This window comes from Variovorax sp. LjRoot290, from assembly GCF_964253985.1.
Lineage (GTDB): Bacteria > Pseudomonadota > Gammaproteobacteria > Burkholderiales > Burkholderiaceae_C > Variovorax.
Genome location: NZ_CAXURW020000001.1, coordinates 1877259 through 1898867, shown reverse-complemented (window position 1 = coordinate 1898867; position 21609 = coordinate 1877259). Strand labels below are relative to the sequence as shown.

At 67.8% G+C, this 21609-nt stretch carries 20 protein-coding genes; 11 read left to right on the top strand and 9 right to left on the bottom strand.

Annotation, left to right across the window (positions count from 1 at the left end; all coding sequences use genetic code 11):
• The first annotated feature begins 3 nt into the window (after nucleotides 1-3).
• Nucleotides 4-1323 carry a sulfatase family protein gene (locus tag ACSQ9A_RS09670; protein WP_436303501.1) on the top strand — a complete coding sequence of 440 codons (1320 nt, stop codon included), beginning with the start codon at nucleotides 4-6 and terminating at the stop codon, nucleotides 1321-1323.
• Here the strand turns inward: ACSQ9A_RS09670 and ACSQ9A_RS09665 are convergent, their stop codons facing one another.
• A complete protein-coding gene (locus tag ACSQ9A_RS09665) occupies nucleotides 1324-2283 on the bottom strand; it encodes an AraC family transcriptional regulator (RefSeq protein ID WP_436303500.1) in 960 nt (319 codons plus the stop codon).
• Nucleotides 2284-2358: 75 nt separating this feature from the next.
• Here ACSQ9A_RS09665 and ACSQ9A_RS09660 point away from each other — a divergent pair, with 75 nt between their 5' ends.
• From ACSQ9A_RS09660 to ACSQ9A_RS09620, 9 genes are all read left to right on the top strand, one after another.
• Entirely contained in the window at nucleotides 2359-2913 is a 555-nt protein-coding gene (locus ACSQ9A_RS09660) for a PadR family transcriptional regulator (RefSeq protein ID WP_093102367.1), read from the top strand.
• A gap of 140 nt (nucleotides 2914-3053) precedes the next feature.
• The gene (locus ACSQ9A_RS09655) at nucleotides 3054-3893 is read left to right on the top strand and encodes a siderophore-interacting protein (protein ID WP_436303499.1); all 840 of its coding nucleotides are present in this window, start codon (nucleotides 3054-3056) and stop codon (nucleotides 3891-3893) included.
• Between the two features lie 113 nt (nucleotides 3894-4006).
• Entirely contained in the window at nucleotides 4007-4522 is a 516-nt protein-coding gene (locus ACSQ9A_RS09650; RefSeq protein ID WP_436303498.1) for a hypothetical protein, read from the top strand.
• Between the two features lie 118 nt (nucleotides 4523-4640).
• Nucleotides 4641-4853, top strand: a complete 213-nt coding sequence (locus ACSQ9A_RS09645) for an AbrB/MazE/SpoVT family DNA-binding domain-containing protein (protein ID WP_093102362.1) — start codon at nucleotides 4641-4643, stop codon at nucleotides 4851-4853.
• 17 nt (nucleotides 4854-4870) lie between these two features.
• The gene (locus tag ACSQ9A_RS09640; RefSeq protein WP_436303497.1) at nucleotides 4871-5248 is read left to right on the top strand and encodes a type II toxin-antitoxin system VapC family toxin; all 378 of its coding nucleotides are present in this window, start codon (nucleotides 4871-4873) and stop codon (nucleotides 5246-5248) included.
• A complete protein-coding gene (mutS, locus tag ACSQ9A_RS09635; RefSeq protein WP_436303495.1) occupies nucleotides 5245-7878 on the top strand; it encodes a DNA mismatch repair protein MutS in 2634 nt (877 codons plus the stop codon). The genes ACSQ9A_RS09640 and mutS overlap by 4 nt, the downstream gene beginning before the upstream one ends.
• Before the next feature lie 24 nt (nucleotides 7879-7902).
• Complete coding sequence (locus tag ACSQ9A_RS09630; protein ID WP_093102358.1) at nucleotides 7903-8730, top strand: proteasome-type protease; 828 nt, start codon at nucleotides 7903-7905, stop codon at nucleotides 8728-8730.
• A 5-nt stretch (nucleotides 8731-8735) separates the two neighbouring features.
• On the top strand, nucleotides 8736-9539 hold the full coding sequence (locus ACSQ9A_RS09625) for an alpha/beta fold hydrolase (RefSeq protein WP_093102356.1): 804 nt from the start codon (nucleotides 8736-8738) through the stop codon (nucleotides 9537-9539).
• A gap of 156 nt (nucleotides 9540-9695) precedes the next feature.
• Nucleotides 9696-10127 carry a hypothetical protein gene (locus tag ACSQ9A_RS09620; protein WP_436303494.1) on the top strand — a complete coding sequence of 144 codons (432 nt, stop codon included), beginning with the start codon at nucleotides 9696-9698 and terminating at the stop codon, nucleotides 10125-10127.
• A 16-nt stretch (nucleotides 10128-10143) separates the two neighbouring features.
• Here ACSQ9A_RS09620 and ACSQ9A_RS09615 read toward each other — a convergent pair whose 3' ends face one another.
• The 4 genes from ACSQ9A_RS09615 to ACSQ9A_RS09600 are packed head-to-tail and all read right to left on the bottom strand — an operon-like array spanning nucleotide 10144 to nucleotide 13936.
• Complete coding sequence (locus tag ACSQ9A_RS09615; RefSeq protein WP_436303493.1) at nucleotides 10144-10968, bottom strand: undecaprenyl-diphosphate phosphatase; 825 nt, start codon at nucleotides 10966-10968, stop codon at nucleotides 10144-10146.
• A gap of 53 nt (nucleotides 10969-11021) precedes the next feature.
• Nucleotides 11022-11663, bottom strand: a complete 642-nt coding sequence (locus ACSQ9A_RS09610) for an aspartate/glutamate racemase family protein (protein ID WP_436303492.1) — start codon at nucleotides 11661-11663, stop codon at nucleotides 11022-11024.
• A 9-nt stretch (nucleotides 11664-11672) separates the two neighbouring features.
• Entirely contained in the window at nucleotides 11673-12578 is a 906-nt protein-coding gene (locus tag ACSQ9A_RS09605) for a transporter substrate-binding domain-containing protein (protein ID WP_436303491.1), read from the bottom strand.
• Between the two features lie 29 nt (nucleotides 12579-12607).
• Nucleotides 12608-13936: an aspartate aminotransferase family protein gene (locus tag ACSQ9A_RS09600; RefSeq protein WP_436303490.1), complete on the bottom strand. Its 1329-nt coding sequence runs from the start codon at nucleotides 13934-13936 to the stop codon at nucleotides 12608-12610.
• A 124-nt stretch (nucleotides 13937-14060) separates the two neighbouring features.
• On the opposite strand from ACSQ9A_RS09600, the gene ACSQ9A_RS09595 reads away from it, so the two are divergent.
• The gene (locus ACSQ9A_RS09595; RefSeq protein WP_436303489.1) at nucleotides 14061-14930 is read left to right on the top strand and encodes a MurR/RpiR family transcriptional regulator; all 870 of its coding nucleotides are present in this window, start codon (nucleotides 14061-14063) and stop codon (nucleotides 14928-14930) included.
• A 23-nt stretch (nucleotides 14931-14953) separates the two neighbouring features.
• Here ACSQ9A_RS09595 and ACSQ9A_RS09590 read toward each other — a convergent pair whose 3' ends face one another.
• The 4 genes from ACSQ9A_RS09590 to ACSQ9A_RS09575 form a co-directional block, all read right to left on the bottom strand.
• Nucleotides 14954-16147: a hypothetical protein gene (locus ACSQ9A_RS09590; RefSeq protein ID WP_436303488.1), complete on the bottom strand. Its 1194-nt coding sequence runs from the start codon at nucleotides 16145-16147 to the stop codon at nucleotides 14954-14956.
• A gap of 8 nt (nucleotides 16148-16155) precedes the next feature.
• Nucleotides 16156-16629: a hypothetical protein gene (locus ACSQ9A_RS09585; RefSeq protein WP_436303487.1), complete on the bottom strand. Its 474-nt coding sequence runs from the start codon at nucleotides 16627-16629 to the stop codon at nucleotides 16156-16158.
• Between the two features lie 236 nt (nucleotides 16630-16865).
• Entirely contained in the window at nucleotides 16866-18296 is a 1431-nt protein-coding gene (locus ACSQ9A_RS09580) for an efflux transporter outer membrane subunit (RefSeq protein WP_436303486.1), read from the bottom strand.
• Between the two features lie 7 nt (nucleotides 18297-18303).
• Nucleotides 18304-21561: an efflux RND transporter permease subunit gene (locus tag ACSQ9A_RS09575; RefSeq protein ID WP_436303485.1), complete on the bottom strand. Its 3258-nt coding sequence runs from the start codon at nucleotides 21559-21561 to the stop codon at nucleotides 18304-18306.
• Nucleotides 21562-21609: the final 48 nt, after the last annotated feature.

Genomic DNA, 21609 nt, shown 5'->3' with positions numbered 1-21609 from the left:
TTCATGCAACGTCCCAACATCATCTTCATCGTCGCCGACGACCTCGGTTTTGCCGACCTCGGCTGCTACGGCGGCCGCGATGCCGACTTCGGGCCCGTGTCGCCGGTGCTCGACCGGCTGGCCGCGAACGGCATCCGCTTCACGCAGGGCTACGCGAACTCGCCGGTGTGCTCGCCCACGCGCTTCGCGCTGATGACGGCGCGCTACCAGTACCGCCTTCGCGGCGCGGCCGAGGAGCCGATCAACAGCAAGAGCCGCGGCAGCGCCACGCTGGGCCTGCCGCCGGAGCATCCCACCCTGCCCTCGCTGCTGCGCGAAGCGGGCTACCGCACGGCCCTCATCGGCAAATGGCACCTGGGCTTTGCGCCGGCCTTCGGTCCGCTGCGTTCGGGTTATGAAGAATTCTTCGGCTCGATGTCGGGCGGCGTCGACTACTTCACGCATTGCGATTCGAGCGGCCGGCACGACCTCTGGTCGGGCGAGGAAGATCAAAAGGAAGACGGCTACCTCACCGACCTGCTCTCGCGGCGCGCGGTCGACTACGTTGCGCGCATGGCGAACAAGGATGCACCCTTCTTCCTGAGCCTGCATTACACCGCGCCGCACTGGCCTTGGGAAACGCGCGAGGACGCGGCCAAGGCGCCCACAGTGAAGAACAACCTGTTCGACCTGGCCGGCGGCAACATCCACACCTACCGCCGCATGATCCACCACATGGACGAAGGCATCGGCTGGATCTTGGCGGCGCTCGAGAAACACGGCATCGCCAGCGACACGCTGGTCGTGTTCACCAGCGACAACGGCGGCGAACGCTTCTCCGACAACTGGCCGCTGGTCGGCGGCAAGATGGACCTGACCGAAGGCGGCATCCGGGTGCCGTGGATCGCGCATTGGCCCGCGCTCATACCTGCCGGCGGCGCCGAGAGCGCCCAGCATTGCATGACGATGGACTGGTCCACCACGATGCTCGACGCGGCAGGCGCCAAGGCCGACCCGAGCTACCCGCTCGACGGCGTGTCGCTCCTGCCCGTGCTGCGCAACGCGACGACGAGCTTCCGCCGCCCGCTGCACTGGCGCATGAACCACCGCAATCAGCGCGCCCTGCGCGACGGCGACTGGAAGTACCTGCAGGTCGACGGCAACGAGTACCTGTTCAACATCCCGGCCGACGAACGCGAACGCGCCAACCAGGCGCCGCGCGAGCCCGAACGGCTGGCCGCGATGCGCGAAGCCTGGCAGGCCTGGAACGCCGGCATGCCCCCCATCCCTCATGACGCGACCGTGAGCCTCGGCTACTCGGTCAAGGACATGCCGCAGCGCTAGTCAGAGCGGCCGCACCGGCATGCACAGCGTGCAGTTGAACGCCCCCGTCTTCTCGTCCATCTCGAAGTCGCGGCCGTAGATTTCGATCGGCGCGCCGTCGGCGGGCTGGTAACCGCTGTCCGGCAGCCAGTCGCACAGATTCATCCAGGCCGTATGGATCTCGGTCGACGGACCGGTGAATTCGGTGCAGGCATAGCGCCCGCCACCAACCGTCTGCACGCCGATCTCGCCCTCCGGCCGGAACCCCTCGCCGACCTCGATGCAGGCGTCGTAGCGGCACTTCGCCGGCGGCGTGACGTCGGGGTTGTCGTGGCTGACGCCGTACATCGTGCGCCGCGGTTCCATCAGGCCGTGCTCGCCGCACCAGGCGGCGAAGCGCTGCCAGGTGCGCGTGATCCCCGAGTCGCCGTACGGGCCGACGTGCCGCATGTAGGCCACGCGGACCTCCGGCAGGGTCTTGAGTTCGATCTTCATTTCGCTGTCTCCTGAACGAGGAACAGGCCCCTTGGGCCAGGAACGTTCATCGTGTCGGAAAGCCTCGGCCACGGCTTGATGCGCCTTGCGGTCGGCTTGATGAATCTTGCCGAGTTCGATGCGGCGGCGTTCGGCCCACGAACGGTAGGCGCCGCGCCGCCAGTCCGTGGGGGTGACGCCGAAGTGCGCATTGAAGGCCCGCGTGAACACCGCCGCCGAGCCGAAGCCGACGTCGAGCGCAATCGCCAGCACCGGCTCGGGCGGCAGGCCCAGCAGCCGGGCCGCCGCCACCTCCAGCCGGCGCCGCCGCACGCAATCGGCCAGCGTCTCGCCGGCCATGGCCTGGAATACGCGATGGAAATGCCAGGAAGAAAAGTGCGCGACGCCAGCCAGCGTCGCGAGATCGAGCGGGTCGGCCAGGTGCGCGTCGATGTGGTCGATCACGCGGTTGATGCGTGCGACATAGGTGTGGCGCGGGCTGGTCATCGGTCTCAAGCCTTGACTAAGATAATATTTAGATATATCTTTATTAAATCAGATAACGACATCGAGCCCATTCCAATGCGATCTTTCAAGCACTTTCTGCACGGCCATCCCCGCGGCGACCATGGCGACGGCTTGGCCGGCGGGCGTGGCGGCGGTGGCAGTGGCCGCATCTTCGGCCACGGCGGCCTGCGTTTCGTTCTGCTGCAGCTCATCGCCGACAAGCCCAGCCACGGCTACGAGTTGATCAAGTCCATCGAGGACCGCCTGGGCGGCCGCTACAGCCCCAGCCCCGGCATCGTCTACCCCACGCTCACCCTCCTCGAGGAAACGGGCTGCGTGAGCGTCGACCTCGCCGACGCCGGCGGCCGCAAGCGCTACAGCATCACCGAGGCCGGCCGCGAATTCCTTGCCGCCAACCGCGAGATCACCGACGAGATGATGGCGCGCATGAAAGGCGGCGTCGACGGCGCAGGCCCGCGCCACGGCCGGCCGCCGCAGGTGGTGCGCGCCATCGAGAACCTCAAGCTCGCGATGCGCATGCGCCTCGCGCGCGAACCCCTCACCGAACAACAAGCCCACGAATTCGCCGCGGTGCTCGACAGCGCCGCTCAACAACTTGAAAGGATTTGAGTTCACCCCCAGGCTTCGCGCACTTCGTGTCGCTACGCCAACCCCCTCGCCGGGCGCAACACCAGCGGCCCGGCGAAGCCGGTTCCGCGGTGTTCCCCGAACGGGCCTGGCTTCACCGGCCAACAACTGAAATCGACGACATGACTTATCTTTCCTCTCCCCCTTCTTCTCCTGGCCCCGACCGCCTGCCGCGCCGCGTGCGCCATGAACTTCGCTTTCGCAAGCTCGAGGTGCGCGCGGTGCAGCGCGTGGCGCCGCACTTGATCCGCATCACGCTCGGCGGTGAGGACCTGGCCGGCTTCACCAGCCTCGGCTTCGACGATCACGCCAAGATCTTTTTCCCCGATGCCGGGACCGGCGCGCTCACCGTGCCGACCGTCGGCCCCGACGGACCGGTCTGGCCCGAGGGCCCGAAGCCGACCATGCGCGACTACACGCCGCGCCGCCACGATGCCGCGGCCGGCACCCTCGAAGTCGACTTCGCGCTGCACGAGGCCGGTCCGGCCACGCAGTGGGCCGAACAGGCCAAGGTCGGCGACCTGCTGGGCGTGGGCGGGCCGCGCGGCTCCTTCATCGTTCCGACCAACTTCGACTGGCACCTTCTGATCGGCGACGACACCGCCCTGCCCGCCATCTGGCGCCGGCTGGCCGAGCTGCCGGCCGGCGCGCGCGCGGTGGTGCTGGCAGAGGTCGACAGCGAGGCCGACGAAATCCCCTTCGAGACCCGGGCCAGCCTGGACTTGCAATGGGTGCACCGCCGCGGCGCCGAACCGGGCACCGGCAGCGGCCTGCTCGATGCGCTGCGCAAGCTCACGTTGCCGGCCGGCGACTTCCATGCCTGGGTGGCCTGCGAATCGTCCGCCGCCAAGGCGCTGCGCACCCATCTGGTCGGTGAACGCGGCGCCCATCCCAAGTGGATGCGGGCCTCGGGTTACTGGCGCCGCGGCGCCGTGGCCACCCACGACACCCACGAGGACTGAGCCCGCGCGGCCGGCCGAACGCCCTATGCCTTGAAGGCGTTTGACACCCCATGCCCGCGCGTCCAGAATTTCCAGGTTGAATACTTAATGGCTATATCCCTGGGAGCCGACAGATGGACATCGGACTTGCGCAATGGCAGTTCCTGGTGGCGCTGTTGACGGGAGCGCTGCTCCTGTTCGTCATCATGTGGATCGCGTGGCACCGCGTCGCCGAGCGGCGCGAAACCGAACGCCGCATCGCGGCGGCCAGGGTGCGATCGGGTCACATACCGCTCGAGATCCCGACCGTGCGCGGCGGCCTGAGCGTGAGCGGCGATTCGCCGCCCGACACCCTGCCCGAGTGGTTCATCCAGGGCAAGGGCGAACATGCCATCGTCGACGAACAGCCGCGCATCCACGTGCGTTATTTAGACCCCCGCGGCCAGAAGGCGGAGTGCACGATGCAGGTCGATCACCTCGACGTGCAGAAGAGGATCCTCCACGGCCACAGCGAACTGCCGGGCGACCTGCGCCGCATTCCGCTGCACCAGATCACCGGCGCGCGGATCGCGGAGTCGGGCCAGCGCTTCAACATCGACACCTGGGTCGACGCCGTGCGCGTCGCGCGCCGGCGCCGCGGGCAGCTGTAGCCATCTCCTCGTTCTCCTTGTGACGGGCGCCCGCCGCGAGCGGGCGCCCGTTCGTCGGCGTGCCTCGGGAAGCGGGTATATTCTTACCGAATCCCCATCGATCAATTCGAGGTACGAAATGACCGCCACCGCGACGCTGTCCAGCAAGTTCCAGATCTCCATTCCCAAGGCTGTTCGTGAAGAACAGCACTGGGAGGCAGGCCAGGAGTTCGTTTTCGTTCCCAAGGGCAAAGGTGTGCTGGTCATGCCGGTGCCGGAACTGGACCAGTTGTCCGGCATCGCCAAGGGCGCAAGAAAAGACGGCTACCGCGACCGCAAGGACCGCTATTGATGGCCGCGTCAACGCGCGTGGTCGATACCTCGGCCTGGATCGAATGGCTCACCGGCAGCGCGCTCGGCAAGAAACTCGGCAAGGAATTCCCCGACAAAGCGCGCTGCATCGTTCCAACCATCGTCCAGCTCGAACTGTCGAAATGGCTGATGCGCGAGGTCGGCGAAGAACAAGCGGACCAGGTTATCGCCTATACGCAAAAATGCGTGGTCGTGCCGCTGGACACCTCCATCACACTGCTCGCGGCCGAATTGCACCGCGAGCACAAGCTGGCGACGGCGGATGCCATCGTCTACGCAACGGCGCGACACCAGGGCGCTGATCTGCTGACCTGCGATGCCCATTTCGAAGGCTTGCGCAACACGATGTACTTTCAGAAAACGGAGCGCTCATGAGCCGAGGCGACACACCCGAACTCGCCTCGCACACCCCGATGATGACCCAGTACCTCGGGCTCAAGGCGGACCATCCCGACACGCTGCTGTTCTACCGGATGGGCGATTTCTACGAACTGTTCTACGCCGATGCCGAGAAGGCCGCGCGCCTGCTCGACATCACGCTCACGCAGCGCGGGCAGTCGGCCGGCCAGCCGGTGGTGATGTGCGGCGTGCCCTTCCACTCGGTCGATACCTACCTCGCGCGGCTCATCAAGCTCGGCGAATCGGTGGCCATCTGCGAACAGGTGGGCGAGGTCGGCGCGGCCAAGGGCCCGGTGGAACGCAAGGTGGTGCGCGTGGTCACGCCGGGCACGCTGACCGACACCGAACTCCTCAACGACAAGAGCGATTCGCTGCTGCTCGCGGTGCACGCCGGCACGCGCAACTTCTGCGGCCTGGCCTGGCTCAGCGTCACCGGCGCCGAGCTGCGGCTGGCCGAATGCCCCGCCGATGCGCTGGAAGCCTGGATCGCGCGCATCGCGCCGAGCGAGCTGCTCTACAGCGCCGAGGTGACGCCCGGCTTCGAGCAGCGCCTGAAGGCCGCGCGCAACGGCGCGCCCTTCACGCTCTCGGTGCGGCCCGCCTGGCAGTTCGACGGCGGCCTCGGCGAGCGCAAGCTGTGCGAGCAGATGGGCAGCAACAGCCTGGCCGCCTGGAGCGCCGAATCGCTGGCCAGCGCGCATGCGGCCGCCGCGGCGCTGCTGGGCTATGCGGAGCACACGCAGGGCAGAACGCTTTCGCATGTGCAACGGCTTTCGGTCGATCGCGACGGTGAGCTGATCGAGCTGCCGCCGACCACGCGGCGCAATCTCGAACTGGTGCAGACGCTGCGCGGCGAAGACTCGCCCACGCTGTTCTCGCTGCTCGACACCTGCATGACGGGCATGGGCAGCCGCCTGCTCAAGCGCTGGCTGCTGGCGCCGCGGCGCGAGCGCGGCGATGCAGAGGCGCGGCTCGAAGCCATCGACGCGCTGCAGTCGACAGCGCCCGGCGCCACCGCGACGCCGTGGCGCACGCTGCGCGATCGGCTCAAGAACACCAGCGACGTGGAACGCATCGCCGCGCGCATTGCGCTTCGGCAGGTGCGTCCGCGCGAGCTGGTCGCGCTGCACATGGCACTCGCCAAGGCCGAAGAGCTGGCGCCCGCCCTGCCCGGCTCGGCCGCGCTGCTCGCGCGCATCGCCGAGCAGTTGGCGCCGCCGTCCGGTTGCGTCGAACTGCTGGTGGCCGCCATCGGCCCCGAGCCTTCCGCGCTGGTGCGCGACGGCGGCGTGATCGCCGACGGCCACGACGCCGAGCTCGACGAGCTGCGCGCCATCAGCGAGAACAGCGACGCCTACCTGCTGCAGCTCGAAGCGAGCGAACGCGAGCGCACCGGCATCTCGAACCTGCGCGTGCAGTTCAACCGCGTGCACGGCTTCTACATCGAAGTCACGCAGAGTGCGCTCACCAAGGTGCCGGACAACTACCGCCGCCGCCAGACGCTGAAGAACGCCGAACGCTTCATCACGCCCGAGCTCAAGGCCTTCGAGGACAAGGCGCTGTCGGCGCAGGACCGTGCCCTGGCGCGCGAGAAGTGGCTCTACGAGCAGCTGCTCGATGCGCTGCAGCCCTCGGTCGCGGCGCTCGGCCGGCTCGCCAACGCACTGGCCACGCTCGACGCGCTCTGCGCGCTGGCCGAGCGCTCGCACACGCTGCACTGGCGCGCACCGAGCTTTGTCGCCCACCCCTGCATCGAAATCGCAAAGGGCCGCCATCCGGTGGTGGAGGCCCGCCTCGCAGAAAAATCATCGGGCGCATTCATTGCAAACGACACCCGCATGGGTCCTCAACAACGCATGCAGGTGATCACCGGCCCCAACATGGGCGGTAAATCGACTTACATGCGGCAGGTCGCGATCATCGTGCTACTGGCTTCGATCGGCTCGCACGTGCCGGCCGAGGCCTGCCGGCTCGGGCCCATCGATGCCATCCACACGCGCATCGGCGCGGCCGACGATCTCGCCAATGCGCAGTCGACCTTCATGCTCGAGATGACCGAGGCGGCGCAGATCCTGCACGGCGCCACCGCCCATTCGCTGGTGCTGATGGACGAGATCGGCCGCGGAACGAGTACTTTCGATGGCCTCGCGCTCGCCGCCGGCATCGCGGCGCAGCTGCACGACCGCACGCGCGCCTTCACGCTCTTCGCCACCCACTACTTCGAGCTCACCGAGTTCCCGGCCACGCACCACGGCGCCGTCAACATGCACGTGAGCGCCACCGAGGCCGGCCGCGACATCGTGTTCCTGCACGAGATGCAGCCGGGCCCGGCCAGCAAGAGCTACGGCATCCAGGTCGCGCGGCTCGCCGGCATGCCGGCTGCCGTGGTCAATCATGCGCGCCAGGCCCTCGAAGCGCTGGAGGCCCAGCAGATCCAGACGCGCGCCCAGGTCGACCTGTTCGCGCCACCGCCGGCGGTGGAAGCACCGCCTGTGAGCGCCGTAGAATCCGCGCTGACTGTGCTCGACCCCGACACGATGAGCCCGCGCGAAGCGCTCGAAGCGCTCTACGCACTCAAGACACTCCACGCGCGCGAACAGGGCTAGGCCCGATTCGTGCGAGAAGACCTCATGACCTACTGCGTCGGCATCAAACTCAACGCCGGACTGGTGTTCCTCTCCGACTCCCGCACCAATGCGGGCGTCGACCACATCAGCACCTTCCGCAAGATGATCGTCTACGAGCAGCCGGGCGATCGCGTCATGGTGCTGCTGTCGGCCGGCAACCTGAGCATCTCGCAGTCGGTGCGCGAGATCCTGCAGATCGAGGAGCTGCGCGAGACCGAAGACAGCCCGCCGATCACGATCTGGAATGCCAAGAGCATGTTCGATGCCGTGCGCGTGCTCGGCTCGGCGGTGCGCCACGTGTACGACCGCGACGCCGAGGCGCTCAAGCACGCCGGGCTCGACTTCAACGTCTCCTTCATCTTCGGCGGCCAGGTCAAGGGCGAAGGCATGCGCCTGTTCCTGGTCTACGCGGCCGGCAACTTCATCGAAGCGACCAACGAGACGCCCTACTTCCAGGTTGGTGAATCCAAGTACGGCAAGCCGGTGCTCGACCGCGTGCTGACGCCCGACACCCCGCTGGACGAGGCCGCCAAGTGCGCGCTGGTCTCGATGGATTCGACGATGAAGTCGAACCTCTCCGTCGGCCTGCCGCTCGACCTCGTGGTCTATGAAGCCAACCGGCTCGAAACCGACAAGGTGGTCTGCATCGACGCCGACAACCCCTACTACCGGATGATGCACAACAGCTGGGGCCAGAAGCTGCGCGAAGTCTTCGACAGCATCGAGGACCCGGTCTGGGACGACGCTTACACCGAGCATCCGCTCAAGATGCCGGCGACCCGCCACAGCCCGCTGCGCAAGATCTCGACACCTGAAGAAAAGCTGATCTGAAGGGCATGCCTTCGATCGTCTTCTCGCACGGGAACAGCTTCCCGGCGAGCACGTACCGCGTGATGCTCGACAGCCTGCGCAACCGCGGCTTCGAGATCGACGCGATCGAGAAATTCGGCCACGATCCGAAGTACCCCGTCACCGACAACTGGCCGCACCTGGTGCAGCAGCTGGCCGACTTCGCGCGCACGCGGGCCGACGCGGCCGGCGGCCCGGTGTTCCTGGTCGGCCATTCGCTGGGTGGCTTTCTGAGCCTGATGTGCGCAGCGCTGCATCCCGCGCTCGCGCGCGGCGTGGTGCTGCTCGACTCGCCGCTCATCGGCGGCTGGCGGGCCAACACCTTGAGCCTCATGAAGCGCACGCCGTGGATGAAGAGCGTCTCGCCCGGCATGGTGAGCCGCAAGCGCCGCAACAGCTGGGAGCACCGCGAGGCGGTGTTCGAACACTTCCGCAGCAAGAAGGCTTTTGCGAAGTGGGACGAACGCGTGCTGCGCGACTACATCGAGCACGGCACCTTCGACATGGAGGACGCCCGCACCTTGAGCTTCGACCGCGACATCGAGACCGCGATCTACGACACCGTGCCCCACAACCTCGGCGCGCTGCTGCGCGCCCATCCGCTCAAGTGCAACGCGGCCTTCATCGGCGGGCGTCAATCGGTCGAGATGCGGCGCGTGGGCATGACGATGACGCAGCAGGTCACCAAGGGGCGGATCATGATGCTCGACGGCACGCATCTTTTTCCGATGGAGAAGCCGATCGCTACCGCCGCGGCAACGGAAGCATCGCTGCGCAACCTGATGGCCTGAACGGCCATTCGAGACGCCCGCGCGCTTGGCCCTCCGGTTGGCTCTTCAGGCCCTGTGCGCCGCCCCGAGAAAGAGCAACACTGCAAGCGGATTCCACGAGGTTCACAAGGGTTCAGCAGGTTCGCCATGGCACCCACGCCGATCGAAAACGAGCTCATGCATCGCACGCTGCAGGCCATCGAGCAGATGCTGTCCGAGGTCGAAGGTTCTGCGCGGCAGGCGCCGTGCTTTCCGTCCGGCGAGTTCGATCCGATGTTCTTCGACGCTCCGAACCATCGCAGTCAGACCGCGCAATCGGCCGTCTATTTCTGCCTGAACTCCGCCAGCGCGCTGCTGGAGGTGACGCGTTCGCTGCTGGTCCGCCTTGAAGAGCCTTCCGCTCCCTGCGGCCATCTACCAGGCTGGAGCGAACTGAGCGAGCTGTCCAAGGCCGCCGGGCAGTCGGCCTACCTGGCCGCGGTGATGCTGGCCGATCCCAGAAACCGGAACCTCGCACCTCTGCGCCGCGAGCATGCCCAGACCCGCACGCCGGTCGGCGCCCGCGTCAAGGCGAAACTGAAGACCTTGATCGGCGCGAAGCCGGCCTAGGGCCTGTTAACAGGCCCTAGTCAGCCCAGACCACCGCCCCGCTCCACGCCGTCGCCAGCACCACGATGCCGAAGGCGATGCGGTACCACGCAAAGGGAATGAAGTCGTGCGTGCTGATGTACTTCAGCAGCCAGCGCACGCAAAGCCAGGCGCTCGCGAACGAAAAAACCAGCCCGACGGCGAACAGCGGAATGTCGGCCGCAGACATCAGCGCCCGTTCCTTGTAGAGGCTGTAGGCGCCGGCGCCGATCAGCGTTGGAATCGCGAGGAAGAAGGAGAAATCGGTCGCCGCCTTGCGCGACAGGCCCAGGAGCATGCCGCCGATGATGGTGGCGCCGCTGCGGCTGGTGCCCGGGATCATCGCAAAGCACTGCACCAGCCCGACCTTGAGTGCGTCCCACGGCGTCATGTCGTCGACGTTCTCGATGTGCACCGAGCCCGGCGGCCGCTTCTCCGCCCACAGAATGATGAAGCCGCCGATGATGAAAGTGCTGGCCACGACCACCGGCGTGAACAGGTGCGCCTTGATCAGCTTGCCAAACAGGAGCCCCAGCACCACGGCGGGCAGGAAGCCGATCAGCACGTTGAGCGCGAAGCGCCGCGCTTTCGGCTGGCGCGGCAGCGCGACGACAGTCGAATGGATCTTCTGCCAGTAGACCAGGATGACCGCGAAGATCGCGCCGGTCTGGATCGCGATCTCGAAGACCTTGAACTTGTCGCCGTTCAATCCCAGCAGTGAACCGGCGAGGATCAGATGGCCGGTCGACGAGATCGGCAGGAACTCGGTCAGGCCTTCGACGATGCCCATGATCGCGGCCTTGACCAGCAAAACGATATCCACGCGCGCTCCTTGTAAGAGCGCCGATTATCGCGAGGCCGGGAGTCAGTTGGCGTTCAGCTCAGCCGCGCACGCAGCGCGCGCACTGCGCTGTCGACCGTGGTCAGCACCGGCAGCCCCGCTGCGCTTTCGCAGGCAACACGGGCACGCGCCATGCTGAACTGCGCCAGCGCGATGCGCGTGCAGCCCATGTCGCGCAGCGCGCTGGCCTGCTTCGCGATGAGCGCATCGTGTCGCGCCGCATCGCCCCCGTTCAGCGCATCGAGTGCGCCTTCGGCCAGCGCGAGCTCGAGTTCCACGCCGGCCGGAAACTCCGGCGGCATGGAGTCGAGCGTCGGCTGGAAGGTCGCGATGAGCCCCAGCTTGCCTGTGCCCGCCGCGGCCTCCGCGACCATCGCTTCGTTCGGCTTCAACACCGGCATGCCCGCTTGCCGCCGTGCGACCGCCTCGATGCACGGGCCGAAGGCCGAGCAGGTAAAGAGAATGCCCTTCGCACCCGTATCGACCGCGTACTGCGCGAGAAGCTGGAAGCGTTCATGCATCGCCTCATCGAGCCCTCGGCCGCCGCGCGCGAGATCGGCCGAGAGGCTGTCATCGAGCAGGTTCATCAATTGCGCTTCAGGCCAGTCGCGCGCGAAAGCGGCGTTGATCGGCGCCACCGAGTGGCTCAATGCATGGATCAGGGCGATGCGCGTCATGAACGAGGTTCAGATGCCCTTCGACGACGGGTTGGCAAAAGCCTCCTTCGTCTCGGCATTCATCGGATAGTTGATGTTGATGTTCTTGGGCGGGATCGGCGACATGAACCACTTGGCGTAGAGCTTCTCCATCTCGCCCGACTTCATCATGCCACCCACCACGCGGTCGACCAGCGCCTTGAATTCCGGGTCGTCCTTGCGAAACATCAGCGACTGGTTCTCGGTGCGCAGACTCTCGCCGGTGATGATGAAGTCCTTGGGATTGCGCGCGTTCGCGATCTGGCCGGCGAGCAGGATGTCGTCGAGCACGAAGGCCTGGGCGCGGCCGCTCTCCACCAGCAGGAAGGAGTCGGTGTGGTCCTTGCCGGCCAGGTTGGTCACCTCGAGGTTCTTGCCCTTGTCGGCTTCGCGCAGCAGGCGGAAGGAGGTGGTGCCGGTGGTGGTGACCACCGTCTTGCCCTGCAGGTCGGCAAGGCTCTTGACGCCCGAATCGGCCTTCACCAGCATGCGCACGTTGTAGCGGAAGATGTCGGGCGAAAAAGCCACCTGCTTCTGGCGCTCGACCAGGTTGGTGGTGCTGCCGCACTCGATGTCGACCGTGCCGTTGACCACCAGCGGAATGCGGTTGGCCGAGGTCACGGCCTGGTAGCGGATCTCGACGCTGGGCATCTTGAGCTCGGCCTTCATCGCCTCGACGATGCGGTTGCAGATCTCGATGCTGTAGCCCACCGGCTTCAGATTGCCGTCGAGGTACGAAAAGCCGAAGGAGGATTCGCGGTAGCCGAAGGTGATGGTGCCGCTCGCCTTGACCTTGGCGAGCGTGCCGCCGTCCTGCGCATGCACGGCGGCCAGGGGCATCAGGGTGAAGACGGCCACGAGCGCGGCGCCCAGGGTCGACAGGCGTGGGAAGGTCATGGGAAAGCTCCTCGGAAGGGTGGAAGAAATCAGATGGCGCGTACGACGGCGTCGATGGACGCCGCGAGCCGCGTCGCGATCTCGCGCAGGTCCTGCCGCGTCGCGATGAAAGGCGGTGCCAGCAGCACGTGGTCGCCGAGCTTGCCGTCGACCGTGCCGCCGAAGGGATAGCACAGGAGGCCCTGCGCCATGGCCTCCTTCTTGATGCGCACATGCAGGTTCAGCGCCGGCGCGAAAGGCGCCTTGCTCGCGCGCTCGGCCACCAGCTCCATGCCCCAGAAGAAGCCGCGGCCGCGGATGTCGCCCACGTTCGGATGGGCGCCCAGCGTCTCGCGCAGCATGGCGCCGAAGGCCTCGCCGTCCGCGCGCACCTTGGCGAGAAGCCCGTCGCGATGGATCACCTGCTGCACCGCCAGCGCCGCGGCGCAGGCCACCGGATGCCCGAGGTAGGTGTGGCCATGCTGGAAGAAGCCGCTGCCCTGCGACATCGCCTCCACGATCTTCCGCTGCGCCAGCACCGCACCGACCGGCTGGTAGCCGCCGCCCAGGCCCTTGGCAATGGTCACGAGGTCGGGCACCACGCCCTCCTGCTCGCTCGCGTAGAGCGTGCCGGTGCGGCCCATGCCGCACATCACTTCGTCGAGGATCAGCAGCACGCCGTAGCGGTCGCAGACCTCGCGCACCGCCTTGAAGTAGCCGGGCACCGGCGTCAGCACGCCGGCGGTCGCGCCGCCCACCGTTTCGGCGACGAAGGCGATCACGCTGTCGGGCCCCTGCCCGAGGATTGCCGCTTCGAGTTCATGAGCCAGGCGCTGCCCGTACTGCTCGGGCGTTTCGTCGGCGCGCTGCTCGCGGTAGGGATAGCAGGGCGAAACGTGGGTGGCCGGCACCAGGATCGGCGCGAAGGGCGCGCGCCGCCACGCATTGCCACCGACCGCGAGCGCGCCCAGCGTATTGCCGTGGTAGCTCTGGCGGCGCGCGATGAAATGCGTGCGCTGCGGCTGGCCGATCTCGACGAAGTACTGGCGGGCCATCTTGAGCGCCGACTCCACGGCCTCCGAGCCGCCGCTCACCAGGTAGACGTGGCTCATGCCCTCGGGCGCGGTGCGAATCAGCTCGTCGGCGAGCTGCTCGGCGACCTCGCTGGTGAAGAAGCTGGTGTGGGCGTAGGCGAGCTTGTCGATCTGCGCATGCATCGCGGCGATCACGTCCGGATGGCCGTGGCCCAGCGAGGAGACCGCCGCGCCGCCCGAGGCATCGAGGTACTCCCGGCCCTCGGCGTCGCGGATCGTCATGCCCTGGGCGGCGACGGCGACCTGCGGCGTGTGGCGCAGGTGGCGGTGGAAGACGTGCGTCATGCGGTTCGAGGCCTGGAACTAATGTATTGACTGAATTATTGTTTGGAACATTTGTTCCGTCAAGAAGTCCATGAAACACCGCTGTTCCATCCGGTACATTCGTTCCAACGACGAAAGACAAACCATGGGTGTCAAGGACGATCTCCGCCAGCGCTACGAGAGCCTGAGCCCTGCCCTGCAGCAGGTCGCCAAGTACGTGCTCGACCATCCGAACGACGTGGTGACAAGCTCGATGCGCAGCGTCGGCACGCGCGCCGGCAGCACGCCGGCCACGCTGGTGCGCTTTGCGCAGCTCCTGGGCTACGCGGGCTGGCCGCAGTTCAAGGACGCGGTGGCCGCCGAGATGGGCCTGGGCTCGTCCGACGCCTACGGCGCGCGCGCCAAGACCCTGATCGGCCGCGCCAAGGACCAGGGCCTGGCCGGCGAGATGTTCGAGGTGCAGCGGCGCAACCTGGAGAACACGCATCGCCAGAGCGAGGCGGCGCTGCAGAAGGCCTGCGCGGTGCTGGAGAAGGCCAACGCCGTGCACGCGGCGGGCTTTCGCGCCTGCTTTCCGATCGCCTTCTCCTTCGTCTACGTCTACCGGATGTTCCGTTCGAGCGTGCATCTGGTCGACGGCCAGGGCGGCTCGCTCGAGATGCAGCAGCGCGCCTTCGCCAAGGGCGACGCGCTGGTGGTCGCCAGCTTCGTGCCCTACTCGCGCGAAGCGCTGCAGGTCGCGCAGGCCGCCAAGGCGGTGGGCTGCCGCATCGTGGCCATCACGGACAGCATCGCCTCGCCGTTGTCGCTGCTGGCGGACGAGACTTTGCTGTTCGCGATCGACAGCCCGTCCTTCTTTCCCTCGGTCGCGGCGGGCGTGGCCGTCACCGAGGCGCTGGTGGAGATGCTGGCCAGCCGCGCCGGCAAGCCGGTGATCCGGAGCATCGACGAGGCCGAATCGCAGCTCTTCGAATCGGGTGCCTACCTGCAGGCGCCGCGGCCGCGTGGCGGGTGACTGGCGCCTCTCGCGGCGGCCTCCTATTTCTTCTTCGGCTTCTTGTCGACCTTTTTCTTCGGCAGCAGCGCGCTGCCGACGGCCGCGTGCAGCCTCTTGCCCATCATCGCCAGGTCCTTCTCGGCGTAGGCCAACCCTTCGCGCAGCCCGTTGTCGATGATTTTTTCCGCCGACTTGATCACGGCGTCGCCATCGCGGTAGTCGCTCTCGCGCGCCGCCAGCGCGAGTGACGCCATCGCGCCGCCCAGGGCCGTCATCGCGACGCGATCCAGCACCAGGGACTCCCATGGATCGGGCAGCTCGCCCGGGACAGGCGGCTCGATGCGCCTGCGCAGGAGAGGCAGATGGGGCGCAAGCAGCTCGAAGAGCCAGATGTCCACTTGGCACTGCGGCGCGATTCGACCGAGCGCATCGCGGGCCTCGATGCCGATCGGATAGAACATCTCCGGCCGCAAGTCACGAACCGTCAGCGTCCGCTCGATCATGTACGGCGTGAAGAGGCCGATGACATGGCCAGTCAGGCGCATGCGCTCCTGCCGCTCCCGCGGCGCCAGCCAGACGGCAACATTGCGGAAAAAGGCCAGGATGTCCTTGTAGGCCGTGGTGTGCGGCACGTTGTCGAGGCCGATCAGGTTGATGTTGAACCAGTGATGCCAGGTGGAGTCGACCAGCACCCGGCCCACGCCGGCTGCGGGCCGATGGCCGTCGTAAGCGCCCAGCAGCCCGAACTGTCGCGGGTCGGTGATCGTGTAGCCGCCCTTCGTTCTGCCAACGACGTTGCGGCCGCGAGCGATGACCTCCGGCGCCACGCCGCCCGGATAGTGAGCGGGATCGAGCGCCGCCGGCGCGATGCAATCGCCCTCGTGAGGATGATCGGGAAATACGGTGATCGCGCCACGCGGCCCGCACAGCACGGGGTGCGGATAGCGATAGCGCCGCCAGGGACGCCACCAGTTGTGGCCGTACCTGTAGCTGGGATAAATCGGCTGCGGCGTGGAATCGCTCTGGCCTCCGAAGCCCGGGTCGATGCCGGCGATCAATTGCACGGTGTCGTTGCGCGTGAGATCGGTCGAGTCGGGCGCCTTGAGTTCGCCCGGCGGCAGCGGCGCGTCGAACCACCACTTGCGCATGCTCTTGACGCGCGGCACGTTGCCGCACAGCCCGAGGCCCAGGTCTTCGTGGTCACCCATGGCGAGCACGCCGCCGCCGTTGTCCATGAATTTCGTCAGCGCGGCGAGCTCGGCCCCCTGCAGGTACGGCGCGGAGGCGCTGATCCCGAACAGCCAGACCTCGTGGAACGGCGCTTCGCGTCGCTGAAAGTGAAGGAATCGAAACCGGGCGTGGTGCCCGCGCCGTTCGAACGGTGCGCCAGCGTGAAGGCGAAGCGCGCGTACGCCGGGTGATCAGCCGGCAACGGCGTTCCACCGGGCATGCCGACATTGAAAGCGTCCCGCAGCATGACGCCAAGCCCGAAATCGGTCGCAACGTCGTATGCGCCGCCGCTGTCGATCACCACCAGGATGTTGACCTGCGCCGGGCCGTACTTGATCGGCCAGCGAATCTGTTCGAGTTCGCGCGGCGGGAAGAAGCGGTCGGGCGGCCAACGGGGCCCCGGTTCCGGAAACGGCGGCGGAAAGGGGAACGGATCCGGCGGCGCGAACGGAAACAGGCCTTCGGAACCCTCGAGATCGAACTGCATGGGCTGACTCCTCTCGTAGTGCGTTCGGCGAATGCTCGGAGGCAGTGTCGAGAGTCTCCTGGGGTGCGCCTATCGTGCACAAGGCCGGTCCGCTGCAGGCATTGGATGTAGCCGCGCGCCACCGCGCTGCCCCATTGACGCATGGGCGCATGGGCGCATGGGCGCAGGCATAGCCCTGCAGCCAATGGCCTACCCACGTCGAGGGGGACTCCCGGCGCGCGCCGGGCCGGGCAAGCTCAGCCGCCAGCCGGCGTCCGAGGCTGCGAATCGGCCCATTCCACCTGCCATCCCCCGCCCAGCGCCTGGATCAGGGCCACCGCCGCGCTCTGCCGATTGACCTGCAGTTGCAGCAACGTGCGCCGCGCGTTGAGCGCCGAGACCTGCGCCGTCACCACGTCGGTGTAGCTCACCTGGCCCTGTCGGTAGCGGTTGAGGAATTGCTGCTCGGTGAGGTCGGCCGCGGCCGAGGCCTCGCGGCGCAAGCCCTCCTGCTGCGCGAGGCTGGCGCCTGCGGTGAGCTGGTCTTCGACGTTCTGGAATGCAGTGAGCACGGTCTGGCGGTAGCTCGCCACGGCCGCCTGGTGCGCCGCCTTGGCCGCATCGACGCGCGCGCCGATGGCGCCGGCATCGAACACCGTCTGCGCGACCGACAGGCCCAGCGACCAGAGCATGTTCGAGGCATTGAACAGGTCGCCGACCCGGCTCGCGCTGCTGCTGAGCGCGGCGTTCAGGGTCAGGCTCGGAAAGTAGGCCGAGCGGGCGATGCCGATCTGCGCGTTGGCGGCCGCCACCGCGCGTTCGGCCGCGGCGATGTCGGGCCGGCGCTGCAGCAGGGTCGAGGGCACGCCGACGGGGATGCCGGGCACGACGGGCGTCCAGTCGGCCGGGCGCAGGACGAACTCGGCCGGCGCGGCGCCGACCAGCACCGCGATCGCATGCTCCAGCGTGTCGCGGGTGCGCTGCAGGGCGACACGCTCGGCCTGGGTGTTGACGTAGAGCGTCTGCGCCTGCAGCACGTCGGTCTGGGCCGCGATGCCGGCGTTGTAGCGGTTGCGCGCGATCCCCAGGCTGCGCTCGTAGCCTTCGAGCGTCCCGGCCAGCAGCTGCAGCTCGGCATCGGCTTCGCGCAGCGCGAAGTAGTTGGTCGCGAGTTCGCCCACGGCCGAAAGGCGTGCCGAGGCCAGGTCGGCCTCGCTGGCCTGGGCGCTGGCCTGCGCACCGCTGACCGCCTGGCGCAGCCGGCCCCAGACGTCGGGCGCCCAGTCGGCCTGCAGCGAGGCGCTGGTCGCGGTCGTGGGCGAGGTGTTGCGCGCGCCGGAGCGGCGGGCGCTGCCGTCCGCGGTGACGGTCGGGAACAGCGCCGCGCGCTGCTCGCGCACCAGCGCCTGAGCCTGCGCATAGTTGGCCACGGCGGCGGCGATGTTCTGGTTCGAAACCTGCACGCGCGCCGCGAGCTCGTCGAGGCCCGCGTCGCCGAACAGCTTCCACCACTCGCCGCGGTCCAGCGCGTCGGCCGGGGCGGCGGGCAGCCAGCCTTCGGCGGCGGCCGCCTCCTTCCATGCGGGGGGCTGGGACGTGGAGGGCTGCTCGTAGGCGGGGCCGATGGCGCAGCCCGAGAGCAGGGCCGCAAGCGCCAGGGCCAGATGGGTTCTTCTGTTCTTCGTCATCAGGTCTTCATGCCGAGCTCGCGGCACGGCTCAGGTATTTTTCGTTGGCCGGGCGCCGGCGCAGCTTGTCGAGCAGCACGTAGACGACTGGCGTGGTCAGAAGCGTCAGCAGCTGGCTCGCAATCAGGCCGCCGATGATCGCGACGCCCAACGGCTGGCGCAGCTCCGCGCCCTGGCCGAAGCCGATCGCGAGCGGCAGCGCGCCGAGCGCAGCCGCCAGCGTGGTCATCAGGATCGGGCGGAAGCGCAACAGGCAGGCCTCGCGCACCGCCTCGAGCGCGCTCAGGCCGCGCGCGCGCTCGGCCTCGAGCGCGAAGTCGATGATCAGGATCGCGTTCTTCTTGACGATGCCGATCAGGAGGAAGACGCCGATCAGCGCGATGATCGAGAACTCCATGCGGAACAGCAGCAGCGCCAGCACCGCGCCGACGCCGGCCGAAGGCAGCGTGGTCAGCACCGTGACCGGATGCACCAGGCTCTCATAGAGCACGCCGAGCACGATGTAGATCACGATCAGCGCCGCGAGGATCAGGAAGAGCTGCTGCGCCTGCGACTGCTGCGCCGCCAGCGCCGTGCCCTGGAAGCTGCCGCGCACGTTGACCGGCATCGCGATGTCGGCCTCGGCCTGGGCGACGATGCGCTTGGCCTGCGCCAGGCTCACGCCTTCGGCCAGGCTGAACGAGACGGTGCTCGCGAGCTCGGTGTCCTGGTGGTCGATCGAGGTCGGCACCGCCCGCTCGCTGAGCTTGGCGAAGGCCGAGAGCGGAACCATGTTGGTGGTGCTGGTCGCGATCTGCTGGCCGGCCGACGAGGTCCGCGACGCCGGGTTGGCCGAGGTGGAGGTCGATGTGCCGGTGGTCGCGTCGGTGGTGGCCTGCAGCGAACTGGTGCTGGTCGCGCCGCTCGCTGTGGTGGTGGTGTTCAGCGTCGAAGGCACGTACAGGTCCTTGAGCGCGATCGGCGCGCGCTGGAAGCGCGGCGCCCATTCCATGATCACCGAGTACTGGTTGAGCTCGTCGTAGATGGTGGCCACCGAGCGCTGGCCATAGGCGTTGTAGAGCGCGCTGTCGACCGCGCTCGAGGTCACGCCGAGCCGCGCCGCGGCATCGCGATCGACCTCGACGTAGGTCTCGACGCCGTTGTCGGCATCATCGCTGTCGATGTCGGTCAGCGTGGTCTCCTGGCGCAGGCGCTCGGCCAGCTTGGTCGACCAGGCGCGCAGGTCGTTCAGGTTGTCGCTCTTGAGCGTGTACTGGTAGCTCGAGTTGCTGGAGCGCCCGCCCATGCGCAGGTCCTGCACCGGGTTCAGGAACACGCGCAGGCCGGTGAGCTGGTTGAGCTGCGGGCGCAGGCGGTCGATCACCGCGGCCGTCTTCTCGGTGCGCTCGGACACCGGCTTGAGGTTCACGAACATAAAGCCGCCGCCCGCGCGGCCGCCGCCCGAGAAGCCCACCACGGTGTCGACCGCCGGGTCCTTGCGGATGATGTCCACGGCCTGGCGCAACTTGTCGGCGACCGCCGCGGACGAGATGCTCTGGTCGGCCCGCAAGCCCGCGTTGAGCTGCCCGTTGTCCTGCTGCGGGAAGTAGCCCTTGGGGATGGCGTTGAAGAGATAGACGTTGAGTGCGATCACCGCCAGCAGCACCACCATCACGACGCCTTTGCTCGCGAGCGCCCAGTCCAGGCTGTGGGCGTAGGTGCGCAGGGTCCACTGCCAGGCACGCTCGGCGCGGCTGCCGAGCCAGGCGCGCACGCGCCCGGGCTTCTTGGCCGGCCCCTCTTCCGCCTCGCTGCGCAGCAGCATGGCGCACATCATCGGCGTGGTGGTCAGCGAGATCACGAGCGAGATCAGTACCGACGCCGACAGCGTAACCGCGAACTCGCGAAACAGCCGGCCGACCTGGTCGCCCATGAACAGCAGCGGAATGAACACCGCCACCAGCGAGAGGCTGATCGACAGCACCGTGAAGCCGACTTCGCGCGCCCCGCGCAGCGCCGCCTCCATGCGGTTCATGCCGGCCTCGACGTGGCGCGCTGTGTTCTCCAGCACCACGATGGCATCGTCCACCACGAAGCCGGTGGCCACCGTGAGCGCCATCAGGCTCAGGTTGTTGAGGCTGTAGCCCAAGAGGTGCATCACGCCGAAAGTGCCCAGCAGCGAGACCACGGTCGCCACCGCCGGGATGATGGTGGCGCGCGCCTTGCGCAGGAACAGGCCCACCACCAGCACCACCAGCACGATCGAGACCATCAGCGTGAACTCGATCTCGCGCAGCGAGGCGCGGATCGAGTTGGTGCGGTCGGACGCGACCTGGATATCGATGTCCTGCGGCAGTTGCGTGCGCAGTTCGGGCAGCAGCTTGCGCACGCCATCCACGGTTTCGATGATGTTGGCGCCGGGCTCCTGCGTCAGCAGCACGACCACGGCAGGTGCACCGTTGAACAGGCCCAGCGTGCGCGTGTTCTCGACGCTGTCGATCACGCGCGCCACGTCGCCCAGGCGCACCGCGGCGTTGTTGCGCCAGGCGATCACCAGGTCGCGGTAATCGTCGGCGCGTCGCCCCGCCGCGGGCGTGTAGACCTGCAGCCGGCGGTCGCCGCTCTCGATCGCGCCCTTGGGCCGGTTCGCGTTGTTGGCCTGGATCGCGGCACGCACGTCCTCGGTGCTGATGCCCATGCGGTTGAGCGCGAAGGGCTCGAGCTCGACCCGCACCGCAGGCAGCGAACCGCCGCCGATCTCGACCTCCCCCACGCCCTCGACCTGCGACAGGCGCTGGCTCACGATGTTCGACACCGCCTCGTAGATCTGCCCCGGCGTGCGCGTCTTGGAAGTCAGCGCAAGGATCATGACCGGCGCCGCCGTCGGGTTGCGCTTGCGGTAGGTCGGGTTGCTGCGCAGCGTGGCCGGCAGATCGACGCGCGCCGCGTTGATGGCCGCCTGCACCTCGCGCGCGGCGCTGTCGATGTTGCGCTTGAGGTCGAACTGCAGCGTGATGCGCGCCGATCCGTTGGAGCTGGTCGAGGTCAGTTCATTGACGCCGGGAATGATGCCTAGCCGGCGCTCCAGCGGCGTGGCAACGCTCGATGCCATCGTGCTCGGGCTGGCACCGGCGAGGCTGGCTTGGACCGAGATGGTGGGGAAGTCGACCTGGGGCAGCGGCGAGACCGGCAGCACAAAGAAGGCCACCATGCCGGCCAGGGCGACGCCGATCGTCAGCAGGACCGTGGCGATCGGGCGTTCGACGAAGGGCTTGGAGAGGTTCATGCCTTACTCCCTCTCCCTCTGGGAGAGGGCGGGGGTGAGGGCACGGGG